This is a genomic window from Zobellia roscoffensis, assembly GCF_015330165.1.
GTDB lineage: Bacteria > Bacteroidota > Bacteroidia > Flavobacteriales > Flavobacteriaceae > Zobellia > Zobellia roscoffensis.
This window is the reverse complement of sequence record NZ_JADDXT010000002.1, coordinates 3,810,939-3,831,789: the sequence shown is the minus strand read 5'-3', so window position 1 is coordinate 3,831,789 and position 20,851 is coordinate 3,810,939. Positions and strand designations below refer to the sequence as shown.

Below are 20,851 nucleotides of genomic sequence, written 5' to 3'. Positions count from 1 at the left end.
CCCTAAGTATAATAGGCTCAAAATGAACACTTATCATACTTAAAACGGTTCGTATAATTTAATGCTTATAAGGTGTTAGAAACAGCACACCTCAACATTTCCCTATTTCAATTCCAACTCCTTGATTTCAACATCAGATGTACCTCTTATGGCCTCATAATCTGCAATCAATTCCTGTAATTTTTCTGGGTTTTCTTTTGCCACGTTTTTGGTCTGGCTCAAATCTTCTTTTACATTATACAATTGGTACTCACTGTCATTACCCAATTCAATATTAACTTGAGTATTTACAGCTGAACCTTTGTACGGCGGAATCATTGCCCAGTCTCCTTTTCTTAAGGCAGTTCTAGAACCTGCTTCTAAAACCAATTCTGTTCTACCCTTATCTGTTTTACCCAAAAAGGTATCCAAAAAGTTCTCACTATCCTCACCTTTTTTATCACTACCCGCTAAAGCAGCCATTGAAGTCAATAAATCTACCTGACAAACCAAAGCATCTGATTTACCCGGTGCAATTTTCCCTTTCCAATAGGTAATAAAAGGTACACGAGTACCCGCTTCGAACAAACTGTATTTACCACCTCGTAGAACACCTGCTGGCGTATGCTTACCAAGTTTCTCTTCAGAATCATCATAATACCCATCATTTACAACGGGACCGTTATCACTAGAGAATACGATAAGTGTATTTTCTAATAAACCTTGTGTCTCTAACGTCTTCATGAATTCACCTACAACCCAATCCGCCTCAAGAATAACATCGCCACGAGGACCCATACCTGATTTACCTGCAAATCTTGGATGTGGCGTACGCGGTACATGTGGTTGCTGTAAAGCATAGTACAAGAAGAAAGGTTCATTTTTATGGTCCGTTACATAAGCTTGTGCTTTCTCTAAAAAGTGATCCGCCATATCAACATCCTTCCATTTAGCAGCTTCACCACCTTTCATGTAACCAATACGTGGAATTCCGTTTACAATACTATTATTATGACCGTGATGCCATTTCATAGTTGTCAACTCCGGATTATCCAAACCAGTTGGTTCTCCTTCAAAGTTTTTCTTGTAATTTACTTCTATAGGATCATTGGGGTCTAAGCCATCTACATTACCATTATCTATATACACGGTAGGAACCCTATCTTGAGTTGCGGCAAGGATATAAGAATAATCAAAACCAACTTCGTTAGGTCCAGGAGATACTCTCTCGTTCCAATTTACATTTCCACTTCCTAAGCCTAAGTGCCATTTACCAACTATACCTGTGGCATAGCCTTTTTCTTTTAGCACTTTAGGTACGGTAAGCTGATCTGTGCTGATAATTAACGGAGCTGTTCCCGGAAGTATTTTTGCATCTTTATTTCTCCAAGGATATCTACCTGTAAGGATAGCATACCGGCTAGGTGTACAAGTGGCCGAAGTAGCATAACCATTGGTAAATTGAACACCACCTTCCGCCAAGGCATCAATATTGGGCGTACTCAATTCGGTTGCTCCATACGAACTGAGATCTCCATAACCTAAATCATCCATGTAAATAAAAACGATATTCGGTTGCTTTGGACTTTCGTCTTTTACCTCCTTTTTTTCTTCCTTTGACTTACAGCCGGATAACACCAGCAATAAGGTGGCGCCACTCAAAAAATACTTCCTTAAACTTGTCATGAACTGTTTTGTATTTATAAATTAATCTACTCTCAAATTTATTCCTTTTCGCTTAAATAGAAATTACCTTTTTAGGATCAATGGTTATTTCTATACCACTTATGGTTTTTTCTGTTGCCCCTTCCCCTATAAGCACGGTATACTTGCCTAATTCGTAAACTGAAGGTGTATAAGTGTTTCCTTTAATCCGCATAGCATGTATTAGCTCTTTGGTATCTTCCTTTATGATTTTTAATACCTGATCAGCCGACTCTATCTCTAATTTTGGAAGGTAACCAATAGGTCTTCTTCCGTCATTATCCGATTGTTGAATAGTTAATGGCCATCCAGGATAGGTATTCTCCTTAGAATCAACATCCAAATTTGCCAGAAAGCGGATAGCTTCCATTTTTATTGTTCGCTCCGTAGTATCAAAAGTAACTATACCATAACCGGAAGCTTTCTTCTGTGCTTTCTGGTAACGATCAAATTCTTCTTCAAAGTCATCCGTAGGATTACCAACGGCATAGATGTAATTGTCATTTCCAAAACCATCTCGGTAACATCCCGTATTGGGTAAACCATGTTCAGGTCTATCCGTGAAAGGAACATTCACAGAATCTGGTTGTCCCCATCTAGGATAACCTGTAGAAATAGCTGGTGTACAGAACGTCCAACCTCCATCTCTAGGTTCATTAATACTGTATTGGACCATAAATGGCAAATGCTGATCACCATTAATATGAAAAGCACATGCTTTTCTAATTGTTTCAACCACTTTATCTCGTTTAGATTTTGGCCAGCCACCGGAATCAAGGTCGCCATACAAAAACTCTTTTGTTGGGCCGTGATGTGTTCCTACGTTGGAGAATAAAGTCTGACTAAGTAAAACTTTCATATTAGCTCCTTGCCAATCTCCAACCCAATTATTAAGAAAGAGGAGTTGTCTTTGCCCCATAAACGAGAGGGTATCATTATCTAACTCTTGTTGTGTTGCAGGAGCTGTCAAATGATCTATTCTCCCTTCTCCTGCCCTAACCATTTCTGGACCTGATTTAAAAAGACGGTCACTAACTATGGCAAAGCTCACTCTTCCATATACCAACTGGGTATACCACGTACTGATATCTGATTTCATCGGAGCCTGATCATAAGCTTCTGGCATATGCCCACATTGCGTTTTATTTACAACGTTTACAAAATTGGGAGTCTGTACCAAACCACCATGGGCATCACGCACTTTCTCCCATTCTTCAAATGAGATTCCTTCTCCCCCTTCTCCCCAAAGGTTTCCTTGATACACATCATGATCATCCGGTGTACATACACTTGGTCTATTTTTTAGAACATCGCCAAACGCCCATCCGAACATATACCATTTGCCCAAATAATTTAAAATAGCCTTGTTTTCCGGTTGTCTTTTAATAGGATAACCACCGTTACCTTCATACAATTGGTCTCCTGAAAAATAGAGCATATCCGGATTGGACTTATCTAAATTTTCAACCAAAGGACGGTACGGAAACCCCATAGCATGCTGACATGTGAGTCCGCCAAAGGTTAAAGCTCTATCCGTAGGTTCTTCACGTATAACGCCTTCGTAACTATGTTTTTCTTTATCCAAACTGTAACGCAAACGGTATTTTACATCTTTGGAAGCATCCCAGTTAGCAACAGAAAAAATTGAAGTAAAAGAAACAGGATCTATCTGAACCTTTGTCTCTTTTACCCATTTCCCTTTCCTCAAAAACTGCAGTTCCACCTTTTGTGAGTCTTTGGCTCCTACAGGCGGTAATTGAGCGGTAAGCTTTAAATTCCCTTGCGACAAGGTATACATTGCCCATAAAATAGGACCAAAACTGTTATCAGGTTCATGTTGAACTTTTGTTCCAGACAATTGTACATCACTCCACCAAAAAGTACTCTCCTTTTTTTCACTACCCTTATTCTCTAAAGCTACTAATCCATCAAAATTACCCTTGATAGTATTTTTTAAGGTGATGGTTTTACCCGTGGCATCAGTTGCCTCTAGAATCAATTCTGTAACATCTGATTTATTTTGCCCTTTAAGTTGAAGGGTGAAATTTTTAAAATCGAATTCCTTTGGAAGTGTTTCTTTCTTCTTATCAATATATATTTCCCTATCTAGATTTACCCCTACGGATATACCTTTACCAAAATAACAGGCAGCTTTTACACTTTTAGGATCTGTGAAATCTTTAATTCCTACGGAAAAACCAACACCTCCTTTTTTGCCCTTATCCTGTAGCAAACCTAAATTGCTCTTTAACACAAAATCACCTTGATTTTCTCCTAACACATGGGTTAAGATATGTAGCCTTGACTGCTTTTCTACACCGGAAAATTCCAATCTGTTGTTTTTTATTTCCCAATCTTCCATGGGCACCGCCCAGAAGGAGCTACCAATCCATACCCTATCATTCAACTTTTTAAAATCCGCTGCAAAACTAGAGCTAGCAGAATCTAATAATGCCCCTTTCTCAAACACCATTTCTTTGGCAAGAATAGGATTAAAAGGACTTGCCAGCATGGGCACGGCAAGTCCTAAATTTTGTATGAACTTTCTTCTTTTAATGGTCATGCTTAGTTTCCTAATTTAGGATTAACGTTAACCTCTGATTCAGGAATAGGCCAAACATCATCCGTTCCTGCCCTGAAATTTTTGGTCGTCACGTACCATCTTGATTGTGGGTCAATTTTCTTTGATGTGGTTGGGTATAAGGTTGAATTAGGAAAAGGAGCTCCCCAAAAGTCTCCAGTTAAAACCTCATCACCAATATCCCATCTAAAAATATCCCAAAGGCGCTGACCTTCCAATGCCAATTCAATTCTTCTTTCATTTCTTAAAATTGGACGAAGTGCTGCTGCGTCTGTTTCTGTTATTGGTGGAAGCCCTACTGATGCTCTACCTCTAACCATATTGATAGTTTCATCTAACAAAGCTTGTGTTATAGGATTACCCGCTTCTAACTCCGCCTCTAAATAGCTTAACAAAACCTCCGCATACCTAATAATTGGCATATTTCCGCCATAATCAGATCTTAAATTTCCGCTGAACGATTCATCAAAGAACTTTCTTAATCCATATCCTGTTCTTGTTGCCTGTTTAGAATAGGTCAACTGATCCAAAGACTCTGTATGATCCGGGTGACAATCATAAATATTATCTCCAAACGAAGAACCATCCCAAAGTAGGTTATATCTAAACCTTGGATCTCTATTAGCTCCCATATCATCATAATCAAACTTAGGGTCATCATATGACAATGGCGTACCGTCATCAAAACCATACGCATCTGCCAAACTACCCAAAGGGTTAACTATATGCCAACCTGAAGATACAGCAGGATACGCATGCTGTGGTAAAGAGTTACCAGCTTGACCTCCAAAATACTGAGTGCTGAAAATGTTTTCGCTGCTAGCTTCATTAACCGGTGTAAAAAGAGAAGCATAATCTGGATCTATGATATTTTCGCCCATATCTATGATTTCTTTGTACACCTTGGAGGCTTCTGTAAAATTCTTTTCTCCAAGGTACATTCTACCCAAGAAAGCCAAAGCAGCTTGTTTACTTGCCCTACCTGCTTCTGAACCAGACAATTGCCCAAATGATGGTAAATCAGCTACTGCTGCTTGCAGCTCCGCAATTACAAAAGAAACTAATTCTGCCTTAGACACCTTATCTACATTATTTGCTTCTTCTGGCGTTAACGTAGAAGTAACCAAAGGAGCACTTCCCCAGAACTGAGAAATATAAAAATACGTTGAAGCTCTTAAAAAACGAACCTCGGCACTCATTCTATCTATTTTAGCCTGCTCCATATTAACATTACCTACATTCTCTAAGAAATCATTGCATATAGCAATTCTCTTATAGGAACCGCTCCAATAGCCGTTTATTACATTGTTATTGGGCAACAATGTTCCATCCGTAAGCCGGTTTTGAGTAGAGTTGTCTCCTCTACGGTCATACGCATTGTCCGTTGCGAACTCCATGAAAACAATTCCACAATACGTCCACCAATCTGATGGCACCACTTGTGTCCCGTATTCAATAGCGCCGCGGTAAGCACCTGTTAAAGCAATATTTGCATTGGACTCAGAAGTCCAAAAATTATCTTTCGCAAAAGCGTTACTCGGAAACTGTTCCAGTTCTTCATCACATCCAGAAAAGAGTATTAGTGCCATGCCCAAAACAACAAACCGAGCAATGGATGGTATGCGACCTATATATGTGTATAAAAAGTTTGTCATCTTCTAAAATTTTAAGTTTAAACCAAAGGTGTAGGTAGTTAAAATAGGATAATAGCCCCCTGAAGAGTTAATCTCCGGATCCCATCCATCTCTATACGAGTTGAACGTATGTAAATTCTCTGCACCTATATAAACTCTAAGGTTATCAATGCTTATCAGATCCGTTAAAGAATCTGGGAAATTATATCCCAATTGTACATTTTTAACTCTCAGGTAGCCGGCATCAATAACCCAGAAATCAGAAGTTGCCGTATTTGGCGTTCCACTGTTAGTAAGTACTTCCAATCTTGGGTAACCAGGGTTACGAACTGGATTGTTAGCGTCAAAACGACCATCCATCTGCCATCTTTGAATATTACCTAGATTGAAAAAAGCATATCCTGCATAGTTATCTAACCTACCTTGTACTCCGCTAACTCCTTGTAGAAATAAGGAAAAATCAAAGTTTTTATAATTTAAGTTGATATTAGCTCCATACGTGTATTTTGGAATACGACTACCTAAATATGTACGATCATAAGTAGGATCCACTTTTCCATCTGGTACACCATCAGGACCGCTAATATCTTTAAACCTAAAATCACCTGCCTGAGAAGAAGGATTAACAGCGGTCTGATCGGCCCAACCTGTTACCTCTCCATCATTTAAGAACACACCATCTGTCTTATAACCGTAGTACATTTGCATTGGATGCCCAATAAAAAGGTCAGAACCATTACCTACAAAACCATTTGGTTGCTCTACGTTACCCAAACCTAGAGTTACCACTTCATTATTAATTAAGGAGAAGTTTCCATTAATGGAATAACTGAAATCGCCTTTACTACCTCTGTGTCCCAAATCAAACTCCCATCCTGTATTCTTAACAGCTCCAGTGTTGGTTTCACTAATACCTACTCCCAAAACAGAAGACACACTAGAGGATGGTTTAAAAAGTACATCTGTAGTATTTCTTCTAAAGTATGTAGCGTTAAAAGTCAATTTCCCATCAAAAAAACCAGTCTCAACACCCACATCTGTAGTTTCTGTTGACTCCCATTTTATGTTTGCATCACGATAGTTAGAGTACGCAGCCCCTGTTGAAAGACCACCGCCTAGAGCATAATCACGCCCTGAAGCCAATACTGTTTGGTACGGGTAATTACCAATATTTTGATTTCCTAAAATACCCCAAGAACCTTTAAATTTTAAGTTTGACAACCAACTTACATCTTGTAAAAAGCTTTCTTGAGAAGCTCTCCAACCTACTGCAGCAGCAGGAAAAACAGCATATTTATTGTTTTTTGGAAACCTAGATGAGCCGTCATACCTAAGTGTAGCTTCAAAAAGATAACGCTCATCAAAACTATATTTCAATCTAGAAAAGAAAGATTGTAACGCCCATTCTGAATCAAACCCTGCCGTTTGTTGATTCTCTGCGCTACCAAGATCTAACACTGTATAGTCATTACTAGCAAAATCTTGACGATACCCGTTAAAAAATGAAAACTCTTCATTCTCAAAAGAATATCCACCCAAGAAACTAAAGTCATGCACCCCTACTTCTTTAGACCATTCACCTGTAAACTGTAGTGTTTTGTATATCTCTTTATTGCTATATTGATTTAAATACGATTGACCTAAGTTAGTCGTTTCATTTAAACGTTGGGATGCGTAGTAAGAACGCTCTTCATGTAAAGTAAAGTTATACCCACCTATTGCAGAGAAAACCAAATTGTCATTCGGCTTGTAATCTAGTTTTACATTTACACCAGCTTTAGTACGTGGGTTCTCTAAATAAGAATCTGACGCTAACCATGCAACAGGAGTTCCACCACTTTCTGGTCCTATACCGTAATTACCTTGAGAATCTTGACCCAACTCTATAGCGGGGTATCGTACCGCATTTGACACTAATTGACTAACGAAACTTCCTCCATTATTACTGGCATCATTAGACCTATTGGATTCACTTTGGTACCCAGACCCTTTATTACCTGTCACCTGTGGTTCTTCTCTTTTTTCAACAGAACCAAAAAACCGTGTGTTCAGACTAAATTTATCCCCAAGCTTATTCTGAAGATTCATTCTAAAATTATACCTACTAAAACTATTTTTAGGTACAATTCCATCTTGCTCCAATATACCTACAGAAACATAATATTTGTTCTTTTCATCACCTCCGTTAAGCGTTAATGTATGCGATGTTTGCACTCCATTCTTAGAAAAAAGGTCTTCTAAAAATTTTGTGTTCGGATAATTATCAGGGTCATCTTGGGCTTTATATTTTGCAATATCTTCTGCAGAAAAACTATTACTCCCAGACGCTATATTATACATTTCTGCATACTCCCAAGAATCTACAAATTCAGGAAGTTCTGTAGCTGCATTGAAACCGACATAGCTATTATAATTGATTGAAAATTTATTGTCTGCACCATTTTTTGTTGTAATAAGAATTACTCCGTTTGCAGAACGTGCACCATAAATTGCAGCAGAAGACGCATCTTTCAAAACAGAAATAGATTTAATATCATCAGGATTAATATCATTCATACTACCTGCGATACCATCTATCAAGACCAAGGCATCTGGCGTAGCTCCAAAAGAACCAACCCCTCTAACGTTTATATTTCCACCACTCTGACCCGGTCTACCTGAACGTTGTACTACCGTAACACCTGGCATTTGACCTGTAATAGCTTGTGATACTTGTGTTACCGGCCTATTTTCTATGTCTTTAGACGATACTTGAGAAACAGAACCAATTACGTTCACTTTTTTCTGCGTACCAAAACCTACTACTATTACTTCATCTAGTCCTGCTGCACTTTCTACTAACTTAATATTAAAAGTTGTTTGCCCAGATGCGGGTATTTCTTTAGTAGCAAAACCTATATATGAAACGACTAAAATAGCATCTTCAGAACTTAATTCTATACTAAAATTACCATCAAAATCTGCCGTAACACCATTTGTGGTTCCTTTTTCTACCACATTTGCTCCGGCTAAGGGTACACCAGTTTCATCAGTTATAATTCCACTAATTGATTGTTGATCATCAAGCTCTTTGTTTATTGGAACTTCTTCTGAAACTTTGTACTGTGCATTGTTTTTTAATACAATCTGGTTTTTTACTATAGTGTAGACAACGTCTTCACCAAAAACCATGTGTAATACATCTTTTATAGGTGTCTTCTCTACGTTGAGCGTCACTCGTTTAGCAACATTCAATTGCCCCGTTTTGTAGAAAAACCGAAATTGACTCTGCCTCTCTATTTTTTTTAGGATACTTTCAATAGACTCGTTGCTGGCCTCAATAGTAACCTTCTTATTTTGCGAATAAGAATTCGCATGAAGATTGAACAAGGCAAAAGCAAACATTAGAATGGAGATTTTCACTGTGCGATTCTTGTTAAGAATGTTTTTCATAAGAATGAAAAACAATGGTTTTTTTTCCATAATTTTAAAGGATTTTGGTTTGTTATTACTCGGACTGAAATCACTTTTGGTCGGGGGACGTGGCAGCGTACCCTCGACTTTTTTTAAACTCTATATTACATCATTCTTTGGTTGGTTTTTTAATTAGTATTTGATTATTAGTTATCTCGTAATCGAACTCTGCACTCTCTTTAAAAGTGTCCAATAAATCTTCAATAGTTTCATTTTGAAAAGCCCCTCTAAAGCGAACCGATTCTAGTTCCGTATAGCTATTTTCAATTTCAACCCCATACCGGCGTTCAATCTTCTTAATAATGTCTCTGAACGGCTCGTTATTAAAAACCAAATCGCCTTGGCGCCAGTTTAAATAATCGTTCACATCAACATCACTTATTGAAATATCTCCTTTAGATAAGGATGCCTTTTGTCCAGGCTCAAGAATACTGACCTCTCCTGTAGTATCTTCTAAATTTCTTTCACTTATCGCAACACTACCTTCTACAAGAACAGCATAGGTCTCTTCTTTTGCGTAGCTACTCACATTAAAATGGGTTCCTAAAACCTTAACATCCATATCTTTTGCCACAACAGTAAATTTATGTTTGGGGTCTTTGGCTACTTCAAAATAGGCCTCACCTTTTAAAAACACTTTCCGGTCTTTTCCTTCTACAAAACTTACCGGGTATTTTAAAGACGTATCTGCGTTTAGATGCACCAGTGTACCATCAGAAAGTTTAAGTTCAAAAGTCTTCCCTTTAGGAATAATAATTTCATTGTATACCAGCTCAGTAGTAGACTTACCATGATAGACCATTTGGTCATTAGATTGCGATGCTAAAACATTTCCGTCCGCATCAGTAATAGATTCCCCGCCTCCAACTATAATTTTCTTTGTTTGGTTGTCACCTGTCTTAAGAACAATAGCTTTATCTTCAATAACCAAAGTTGGTTTCTCAGTTGTATTACTACTGAAATAATTGAACGCAACGGCTAAACCTATTAAGCCCAAAAAAAGTGCTGCATACTTTAATAAAAATCGATTAAAATTGGTTTTCTTAGATTTAGGTATCTCGGTCTTTTCTGAAATTTTTTGCCAGACTTCTTGCTTTACCTCATTATCAAATCTAAAATTCGACATTTGGACATCCTCTCCTTGATATGATTCCAGAAATCGTTCCAACAGCTCCTTTTCTTCCTTGGAACATGTTTGATTCAAGTATTTCTTGAAGAGTTTTTTTGCTTTTTTTTCGTCCATTTATACCACAATTAAAAAACGATATCACTACTAAGTACCCAAATTAATGTGATGGTACACGTTAGGAGTCCATTATTTTTTAATATCGATAAAATAAAAGCGAAAAAATTATAATATTCTTATTCCTTAATCTAATACACTACACTGAAAAAACGAACTAAACATTTGATTTTCACAACTGTTACTAGATGAAATAGAACTTATTGAAGAAGAATCAGTGAAATAAAAGCAACTTCTTCTAATTGAAGATTATTTCGTAGAAAAGCCAGTGCTTTTGAAATTTGATTTTTTACGGCCTGTACAGATATCTCCAGCTCATCAGCAATTTCCTTGTTAGATTTATGATGATAGCGACTCAAAACAAATATATGCCTGCACCGTTTAGGCAGTTTAGCTACATGGTCTCTAATAATCTGATCAAGCTCTGAATATTCCAATTTCTGCGAAACATTCATTGAAACATCTATAATGTTTAAACGAGTTAAATCTTCCCTAGAAAATTTATTGTTTCTAAAATGATTGAATATTTGAAATTTTACCGCTTGAAAGAGATACGGTTTTAAAGAAGTTATAGTAGTTGTTTTCCTTTTGGCCCAAAGAGATATAAAAACCTCTTGGATGATATCTTCACATACAGTCTTTTCCTTGATTATGTTGTAAGCGTAGACAAACAGATCTCTAGAATATTTCTCATAAATAGCCTTGAAAGAAGAATTGTCATCTTCTTTCACACCCTTTAAGAACTCTGAATCTTCTGTTATCATCTTCATCGTACAGCAATCAATATGCTAAATCTATAAAAAATAGACCGAATATTACAATAACAACAAAAAGAACACTTGTTTTTAAACAAACAAGTTGTATTCTAACAAAAAAGAGCCGTTTAATAACGGCTCCTTTTCTACTCAACTATCTAACTACTCAACATTTTTCTGCGTGGACAAAATCATATCAATTGGAAATAATCTCTACACCGTACTCAACTTCTACTTTCCAATTAAGAAGTTTTTCTTTCATATTTTTCACCACTTCTGGGTTTTGAACGGCTAGGTTATTTTTTTCATTAACATCATTTGCTATATCATATAACTCCATACTTTCTTTATCTCCATCTTTAATAGATACCATTTTCCAGTTAGCACTACGAACTGCATTTCTATTACTGTAGCTCCAAAATAAATAACGTTGTGGCAGTGCTTTATTATTCAACAGTAACTCTTTAATACTAATCCCATCCAAATTTTTATCTTCAGGCTTCTTACCTATAAAATCAAGAAAAGTAGGAAGAAAATCCATTGTTAATACAGTTTGATTGGTAGCCACTCCTGCTTTAAACCTTGAAGGGCTCTAAGCTATAGCAGGAACGCGATGCCCTCCTTCATATACTTCTCCTTTAGCCCCTTTTAATGCGCCATTATCAGAACAGAATATTACAACTGTGTTCTAATCCAAACCTGTTTCTTTAAGGGTTTGCATAATGCGGCCAATACCTTCATCCATAACTTCAACCATTTCCTTATAAACGCTAGGAATACTGTCCGCAGAAATTGATATTGTCTTCTTGCTTCCAATTGTACGGACAGCCTTATCTACCCTTCTTTGATACGGATAATGCGGAGCCTCATGAGGCAAATACGGAAAGAAAAACTCACCCCTTCGTCCTTCACTATTCCTTTTTATAAAATCTACTCTGCACTCCTTAATTAAATCAGTGGTGTATCCGTTATCGTTTTTAAGTTCTTTGGCATCCCACCAATCAAAATACCCTTTTTGGTCTATGTGAGCATGGTAATCTACGTTACCACTTACAAAACCCTGTAAAGTTGGGTTGAACTCTGAATCATAACCTAAATGCCTTTATTAGAATAAAGTTGGGTCTATTGCTTTCATCTCCTCGAGCTTTTTGTGCTGTACTACACTGAAAATTCAAAATCCTGATTATAAAAAAGAAGACGCCTTTCTTTAATCTTATTTTCTAGTACTTTCTTATCAAAGTTTTGCATACACTCCAACGTTTATCGTATACTTATGTCTTAATTTATAATTACCTCAGAATGGTCTACAGAATAGCCCTGCTCCTTATACTTTTCTAGTAATAGAGCCATGTTTTTAATTTTATCAGGATGTTCTGCATATAAATTTTTGCGTTGTTCAGGGTCATTCTCCATATCATATAATAAACCCTCTGTTTTAAAATCAGAATACCCCCGAAGTTTTTTAAATGAATCTGGCATTTTACTATGTTCTCCAGAGGGCGCATTTATGTAAAGCCATTTTCCTTGTCTAAGTCCCCATTTATCTTCAAAAGTATTGTGTACTGTTGCCTCTCTCAAAGGTGAAGTATATTCTTCCCCTAGAAATACAGGAAGTAAATTATAACTGTCCGGTGCCGCAGTTTTTGGTAAGTCGCTCTTAGTTAATGTGGCTAAAGTTGCCATAATATCTACTTGAGAAATTACCTCATTAGAAATCGAGCCCTTTTCTATTTTTCCTGGCCATTTAACAACAAAAGGAACATGGTGGCCTCCTTCCCAAACATCACGTTTTAGGCCTCGTAAATTACCCATGCTAAAGTGTCCATATTTCTCAGCTCTAGCGAAAGCATATTTCTCTGGACCATTATCTGCACTAAAAATAACAATAGTGTTTTCTTCAAGACCTTTTGCCTTTAAAGCCTTTAATACTTGGCCTGCTACCCAATCTGTTTGGACCATAAAATCTCCGTAACCACCCGCTTCTGATTTTCCTATAAACTCATCATTAGGAATAATAGGTGCATGTGGAGAAGGCAGCGCTAAGTATAGAAAAAAGGGTTTGTCTTCTGATTGCTTGTTTACATACTCCACAGCCTTTTCCGTAAGCGTTGGTAAAACTTTATAAGGGTCCCAACCATCTACCATAGGGCCTGGGCGAAATTCCCAATTCCCTTCTTTAGTAACGTGACTACCATTCTCTATATCCTGATTCACGGTTGGCGCCGTTATTACCTTCTCATTTTCTACCCAAGTATATGGAGGAAAATTAATTGTTCCGTCTCCATAATAATAATCAAACCCACGGTCTAAGGGACCTCCATTTATAGGTTTGTTCCAATCTATATCTTTTGACTGGTAGAATTTTATTGATTTTCCATTACGGATAGTTTCTCCGGAAGGTTCATTATTAAGTTCCCAATCCCATCCCAAATGCCATTTTCCTATACAGGCCGTGGTATAACCGGATGTTTGCAATACTTGGGGTAGTGTTATATCTGTGTCATTAAAAAAGGGCTCCCCAAATGATTGCACTATACCATGCTGCTTTCTCCAATGATACTTACCCGTTAACAGGGCATAACGGCTAGGAGAGCAAATGCCAGAAGAACTATGGGCATCCGTAAAGCGCATCCCTTCGGAAGCTAACTTATCTAGATTAGGCGTTGGTATTTTAGAATCTGGATTTTGAATGTTCAAATCACCATAACCCATATCATCGGCATAAATTATTACGATATTTGGTTTAGATACCTCACTGATGGTTACTTCCTTTTTTACTTCTTTGTTGTTTCCACATGAAGCAATTAAAACCATAAAAAAACAAACGACTGAACGTTTTAGTACTTTTTTCATTTCTTAAGTATATAATATTCTAATAAAGTGGCATTCTATACTCTACACTTCTCTCTCGTTTAATACTTACTTTTTTGCACCCTCAAGAAGTACTAAAAGCTCTTTGACTACTTCTGGATTTTCATCATAAACATTCTGAATCTCCTTTGGGTCCTCTTCTAAATTGAATAAAGTAGCATTAGGATTTCCTTTTTCTGGTTCAATCAAATCTGGCTTACTAAACCCTCCGGAACCAAGTAATGTTGTAAATTTCCATGGACCTTTGCGAATGGCAAAAAAGCCATTTAGAGAATGATGTACCGTATAATCACGAATTTGTTCTTTAGCATTTCCAGTAAGAGCTGGCAGCATATTATAACTGTCCTCGCCCGAGTTGTTAGGTAATTCTTTCCCTATAATACCGGATAAAGTAGCCAGTAAATCTGTCGTACACATTACTTGATTAGAAACACTCCCTGCTTCTATTGTTCCGGGCCACCTAGCTATAAAAGGAATCCGGTGACCTCCTTCATAAATATCAGCCTTCTGCCCGCGATAGATATAATTCGCACGATGCTCAAATTCTTTTTTATCATCTTCGGTCCAGTTGGAACCATTATCCGAAGTAACAATAATTAAAGTGTTTTCTGCCTGACCTGACTTCTCCAAAGCTTGAAGTACTTTACCAACGGTATTATCTACCAAGGTTACAAAATCACCATAACGGCCAGCATTGGATTTCCCGTTTACTGCTTCCGTAGGCAACCACGGCGTATGGGGTGCGGTTAATGGAAAATAAATAAAGAACGGCTTTTTTGAATTCTTCTGCTTTTTTATATAGTCTGTGGTCTTATCCGTTAGATGCTCAAGTACATTATGAAAATTAAAATTTGGAGCAACTTCTCCAGCACGCCAAAAGACACCTCTACCATCCTTATCCGCACTTTTCCCTGATGTGTAAGCTGTAGGCAATTCAGTTGCCTTTTCATTCTCGAGATACAAGTAAGGTGTCATATCCAATGAAGAGGGAATAATATAAGAATAATCAAAACCTAATGTATTCGGGCCATTTACTTGCTTGCTAAAATCAACATTACTATCCGCCCCTTCCTTAAAGACCTTGTCCCATTCATATTTTGCAATAGGTTTTGCAGTGTCTTTAGCATGCCAGCCTAAGCCCAAGTGCCATTTTCCAATACAAGCCGTTCGGTAACCATTATCACTCAAAAATGAAGCAACGGTTGTACGGTTATCCTCAATAAGAGGCGGATCATATCCCCATAGCACCCCTTCTTTTAAACGACTTCGCCAAGCATACCGCCCTGTTAGAATACCGTAACGGGTCGGGGTACAAACTGCTGAATTAGAATGGGCATCCGTAAAATACATTCCCTCTTCAACTATTTTATCCATATTAGGCGTTTGAATGCCCGACTTTGGATTTAGCGACGACAAATCTCCGTACCCCATGTCATCTGCCAAAATATAGACAATGTTAGGTTTTAGATATTCTGGATTAGATAAGTCTATAGATTTTGATACTTGCGAAACACAAGATGCCGTAATAAACGATATCCATATCGCTATGCGCACTCTCTTAACTCCCAAATAGGTTAGCTTAGAATTCATACTTTAAAAGTTTTATATTACGAGCCAAGTTTAGCATATACCCTACTAGTACCCTGGATTTTGTTCCTGAATATTGGCATTGTTTGAAAACTCAACTAGTGGAATAGGATATAAAAAATATGGTTTCCCCGTGATTGGGTGAGATATTAATCGTTGTGCTGGGAATGTTAACTCTCCCTTGATATCCATTTGAAACTGAATACGATCTTCCAATATCCCCCATCTATTCATATCAAAATAACGTTTGGTTTCAAATGCCAACTCTATTCTTCGCTCTTTCCTTAATGCTAATCTAAATTCTTCCTGAGAAGCAAGCGTAGTGGCATCATGACCTGGAAGACCAGCATTAAGCCTAACTTCATTTAGAAGGTCAAAAGCCTCTCCATTAGCAGCATAAGCTACCTCATTCAATGCTTCGGCTCGCATTAATAACACATCGGCATATCTTATTACAGGATAGTTCCAAGTACTTTGACTCGGTGGTTGGTCTATATTATTCAAATACTTATTTACAAATTTAAGGCTGCCTTTTGGTTGGTCAGGAAACAGAAAATTATCAAGATTATAATCTGCTAACGTTATTTCAAATCTTTTGTCACCTGTCTCATATTCCTGTACAATACCGTACCCCGAGGATAAACTTCCACCTTCCCCATTTAGTTGGTCATCTGTTGGCAAAGATGCCGCTCCCCCTTGGAAAGCCTCTGGTGCAAATGTATTTCTTAACGTTGTTGTCGTGGCAGCAGTTTCACCTCCATACTGTACTTCAAAAATTGAGCCTGGTCCGTTCTCGCTAGACCCATTGAAATTATCGGCATAGTTTTCTAACAAACGACCCTTTCCAATGATATCCGTAGTATTTTCTACAGCAGCCTCCCATTCTTCCAGTTCTAAGTTTACTTTTGCCAGTAGAACCATAGCCGCGTATTTTGTGGCCTGTCCTACTTCTCTTCCTGCACCGCCGGAATAAGATTCTGGCAATAATGTAATAGCCCCGTTCAAGTCTAACTTTATTTGGGCATATACTTCCTCAATAGAAGCTCTTGGCAATTCTGCTTCTGAAGGCGATTTAATCTCCTCCAGTATTAAAGGCACTCCTCCATAAAAGCGAACTAAATGGAAGTAATAAAAACCACGCATAAACTTGCATTGCCCTTCAATTATAGACTTCATTTCATCACTTGAAAACTCTTCTATTAAAGTCATTCGTGATAAAACTGTATTCGCTCTTGTAATACCTTGATAATGGTTCTCCCAGGTGGATTGAATCAATCCAAATGACTCATCAATATTAAAAATATCTGATTCCGTCTCCTTTCGCCATGTCCAACTATCATCACTTGAACGACCCGCTAATTGAACCATTGTATTTTGAAAAATGGGTTGCAAAGGTGCATAAACACCATTAACTCCAGTTATTAGACCTTCTTCCGTGGCTAAAAGTTCTTCTAACGCGACCTGACCCTCTGGTTCTGGGTCCAAGATTTTACTACAGCTAAAACACGCTACCCCAATTAATACTAAACCTATATATTTTATATAATTTTTCATCTTATCCCTATTTAATTTAAAAACTGATTTTAACTCCTAAATTATATTGCCTTGTATTTGGGTAAGGCGTATAATCTATACCTGCGGACAGTAAACTTGTCCTGCTTGAAGACTCAGGATCAAGACCCGTATACTTGGTAAAGGTCAAAAGATTAGTTCCTGAAACAGTAAATTGAGCACTTTGTATGAACGAATTATCAAAAATCTTACTCGGTAAGTCATAGGTTAGCGCTACATTTTTCACTCTTAAAAAACTAGCATCTTCCAAAAAGCGTGTAGAAACCAAGGTTGCCAAAGTTGTTGTATTACCTCCTTGAGAAGGCCTAGGAACTTCAGACGGATTATCCGGAGTCCAAAAATCAGAGGCTTCTGAAAAATTCTGCACAAAAGGAACCCCTCTTGAAAATAGGTTTCTTGCAGAATTATACAATTTATTACCTGTTGCATAATTCATAAAAATGGACAAGGACAAATTGTTATACGAAAACGTATTGTCTATACCGCCAATAAGCTTTGGATGTGGATTTCCCACAAAAGTTCTATCTCCCGCATCTAAAACACCATTCTCATTAATATCCTTATACCTAGGATCTCCAGGAACGGCATTAGACCAAGCTGCAGCTTCGGCTTCCTCCCCTAATTGCCATACACCATCATAGACATACATGTTAAATGCGCCTACTGGTCTACCGGCTACAGTTAAGTTAGATGGAATATTGGACAAAGGAATATTCTGACCCGGAATTTCTAAAGGTTCTCCGGCAGAGTTCGTTCCAATATCCAATACCTCGTTTTTATTATACGCGATGTTAAAATCTGTGGTCCACGTGAATTTACCCACCAAATTTCTTGATGAAAATGAAAATTCAAGTCCTGAATTACGAACGGAGCCAATATTTACGATAGGTGCATTGGGAACGCCTGCCGTTAATGGAATTGGATTTTGAATTAAAAGGTCTTCAGATTTTTTATCATAGTAATCTATTGTACCGCTAATTCTACTTTTAAAAAATGCAAAGTCAACTCCAATATCTAATTGCTTATTGGCTTCCCATTGTAATGAAGGGTTACCAATGTTGGACGCAGAGTTACCAACCGCTACGGTATTTCCATACACATAAGGTGTAGGCGCTGCCTTAGTAATAAATTCAAAGTTTCCAATGTTTTGGTTTCCGGTAAGACCGTAGCTCACTCTAAATTTTAAGTCGTTTAAAACGGTGCTGTTTTTTAAAAAGTTTTCTTGTGATACTCTCCAAGCTACAGAAGCAGAAGGGAAAGTCCCATACCTTTTATCCGGGCCAAAACGAGAAGAACCATCTCTACGAACCGTTGCCGTTAAAAGGTATTTATTATCATACCCGTAATTTAAACGCGCAAAAGATGAGGCTAGACCTCCTCTTACACTACTACCTGTACTATTAAAGCTAGTTTGGTTGGAGAGTTGGTTTAACGAATTGTCTATAGTTCCGGTTCCCGATGCCGCAGTTCTTCTTAACAAAAACTGTTGGGCTGAAATACCAGCCAATAATTTTAGGCTGTGCTTATTAAAATCCTTTGAATAATCCAGAGTGGCATCAGCCACCCAATTGGTATCATTATTATTACTTACAGTTACCGAACCTTGATTATTAATCATCAATCCTATTTGATAAATAGGATTGTAGCTATACTCTTCAATTCTTACCAAATCTCCACCCAAATTTGTATTGAAAAATAAACCGTCCATCAGTTTTACATTGGCTTGAAAATTACCTAATATCCTTGTGGTATTCCGTTCTTGTGTCGGCAAAAGCAATGAAACCAGAGGATTAGCGTTAGCCCCAAAATATGGTGCCGAAGATGTTTCAATATTTGTTAATTCACCATTTGCATCATATGCTTCCGTATAACTGTGATGGTATGCCAATCCTCTGTAACCAGTGGCTCCCCAGTCATCACCATTGGAATAATTCTCAGGTTGATAACTACCGGTAATATTCGTGCTTATTTTAAGCCAATCATTAACCTTAGTACTTAAATTGGTTCTCAGGGAATAGGTTTTGATATCAGTATTTAAAATAGTTCCTGTTCTATTCTGATACGAGGCCGAAGCTGAGTATTGGGTGTTTTCCGTACCTCCCGAGTAATTAATATTATGTATTTGACGTATTCCAGTTCGGGTTCCTAAATCCTGCCAATCCGTATCTGTTTGCCAAATAGGATTGCTTGGGTCATCATAGACCGCTGTACTTCTATTGGAATTTTTAAATGCCTCAACAAAAAGTAAACGCTGCTGTTCTGTTGACATAACATCGTAACTGTTTATAATATTTTCAACACTTAAATCTGAACTATATGTCAATTGAGGTTTTCCAATTTTTCCTTTTTTTGTAGTAATAATCACTACACCATTGGCAGCTCTAGCTCCGTAGATGGCAGTTGCAGAAGCATCCTTTAAGATATCTATAGAAGCAATATCTTTAGGGTTGATTGTAGAAAAACTTGCACTAATCAGCGGCACACCATCAACAACTATTAATGGATCGTTACTACCCGTAACAGAACCAACACCTCTAATAGCAATCTGAAATTTGCCATCAAGATCACCTCCAGATTGTCTAATTTGAACACCACTACTCCTCCCTTGCAAGGCATCAGAGAAATTTGCCGCTGGCCTACTTTGTAATTTTTCTTCGGAGATATTTGAAACTGCTCCAGTAATGTCAGATTTTTTCTGAACACCATATCCAACAACAACAACTTCGTCTAATCCTGCGGCACTCTCCGCTAACTGAACCGTTATTTCGGTTTGACCCTCTAGGGCAACTTCTTTAGTAGAGAAACCAATATAGGAGACTACAAGCGTGGCATTGATATCCGAAACTTCTATGGAAAAATTTCCATCAAAATCTGCTGTGATCCCGTTTGTAGTACCTTTTTCTATAATATTTGCCCCCGGCAATGGACTTCCTTCTTGATCAGTAACCATTCCCGAAACTGTAAATTGATCTAGGGTCTTTAACACCTGTCCAATCTTCGGAGAATAATTAATATCCTGTATAGGTATCTTGGTCTTTTTTAAGATAATCTGCTTCTTTAAAATCTCGAACTTAACGTTTGTTCCATCAAAAAGCTCATCTAAAATTGTAGATATTAATTTTTTCTCAACTTTTATAGACACTGATTTATTGACATCTACATGTTTTCTGTTGAACAAGAATTTAAAATCGCTAAGCTCTTCTATCTCTTGAATAACCTCCTGCACCGTGGCATCAGGCATGTTCAATGATATTTTTTTTGTCTGGGAATAGGTATTAGCTTGTATTTGAAACAAGGAGATTATCGTAAAAAGTACGGTAAGTTTCATCTTCAAGCTTAATTTTAAAGTGCATAGACGCACACCCCTTGAGTTAAAGAGTTTTTTCATAATTTTACAGTGTTAATTGGTTTAATTTAATTTGGACCTTTCAAGCTAATCGGGGAATGTGTCCGCATTTTCCGATTTTTTATG

At 37.5% G+C, this 20,851-nt stretch carries 11 protein-coding genes and 1 pseudogene; all 12 read right to left on the bottom strand.

The window, feature by feature from the left end; translation table 11 throughout:
• Window positions 1-102: 102 nt before the first annotated feature.
• Window positions 103-1,665: a sulfatase family protein gene (locus tag IWC72_RS15340; RefSeq protein WP_194530381.1), complete on the bottom strand. Its 1,563-nt coding sequence runs from the start codon at window positions 1,663-1,665 to the stop codon at window positions 103-105.
• Between the two features lie 52 nt (window positions 1,666-1,717).
• The gene (locus tag IWC72_RS15335; protein ID WP_194530380.1) at window positions 1,718-4,246 is read right to left on the bottom strand and encodes an alkaline phosphatase D family protein; all 2,529 of its coding nucleotides are present in this window, start codon (window positions 4,244-4,246) and stop codon (window positions 1,718-1,720) included.
• A 2-nt stretch (window positions 4,247-4,248) separates the two neighbouring features.
• Window positions 4,249-5,919 (bottom strand): RagB/SusD family nutrient uptake outer membrane protein, encoded by a 1,671-nt coding sequence (locus tag IWC72_RS15330; protein WP_226968065.1) that lies wholly within the window; start codon window positions 5,917-5,919, stop codon window positions 4,249-4,251.
• Between the two features lie 3 nt (window positions 5,920-5,922).
• Window positions 5,923-9,360 (bottom strand): TonB-dependent receptor, encoded by a 3,438-nt coding sequence (locus IWC72_RS15325; protein ID WP_194530379.1) that lies wholly within the window; start codon window positions 9,358-9,360, stop codon window positions 5,923-5,925.
• Between the two features lie 100 nt (window positions 9,361-9,460).
• Window positions 9,461-10,594, bottom strand: a complete 1,134-nt coding sequence (locus IWC72_RS15320; protein ID WP_194530378.1) for a FecR family protein — start codon at window positions 10,592-10,594, stop codon at window positions 9,461-9,463.
• Window positions 10,595-10,794: 200 nt separating this feature from the next.
• Entirely contained in the window at window positions 10,795-11,364 is a 570-nt protein-coding gene (locus IWC72_RS15315) for an RNA polymerase sigma-70 factor (protein ID WP_194530377.1), read from the bottom strand.
• 181 nt (window positions 11,365-11,545) lie between these two features.
• Window positions 11,546-11,926 (bottom strand): annotated as a pseudogene (locus IWC72_RS15310) (sulfatase/phosphatase domain-containing protein); the annotation flags it as partial.
• A 111-nt stretch (window positions 11,927-12,037) separates the two neighbouring features.
• Window positions 12,038-12,226, bottom strand: coding sequence for a hypothetical protein (locus IWC72_RS20470; RefSeq protein ID WP_394370066.1), 189 nt, complete (start codon window positions 12,224-12,226; stop codon window positions 12,038-12,040).
• 401 nt (window positions 12,227-12,627) lie between these two features.
• The gene (locus IWC72_RS15300) at window positions 12,628-14,202 is read right to left on the bottom strand and encodes a sulfatase family protein (protein ID WP_226979588.1); all 1,575 of its coding nucleotides are present in this window, start codon (window positions 14,200-14,202) and stop codon (window positions 12,628-12,630) included.
• Between the two features lie 66 nt (window positions 14,203-14,268).
• On the bottom strand, window positions 14,269-15,810 hold the full coding sequence (locus IWC72_RS15295; protein WP_194530375.1) for a sulfatase family protein: 1,542 nt from the start codon (window positions 15,808-15,810) through the stop codon (window positions 14,269-14,271).
• Window positions 15,811-15,855: 45 nt separating this feature from the next.
• Complete coding sequence (locus tag IWC72_RS15290; RefSeq protein WP_194530374.1) at window positions 15,856-17,361, bottom strand: RagB/SusD family nutrient uptake outer membrane protein; 1,506 nt, start codon at window positions 17,359-17,361, stop codon at window positions 15,856-15,858.
• Between the two features lie 16 nt (window positions 17,362-17,377).
• Window positions 17,378-20,707, bottom strand: a complete 3,330-nt coding sequence (locus tag IWC72_RS15285; RefSeq protein ID WP_226979586.1) for a TonB-dependent receptor — start codon at window positions 20,705-20,707, stop codon at window positions 17,378-17,380.
• Window positions 20,708-20,851 lie beyond the last annotated feature (144 nt).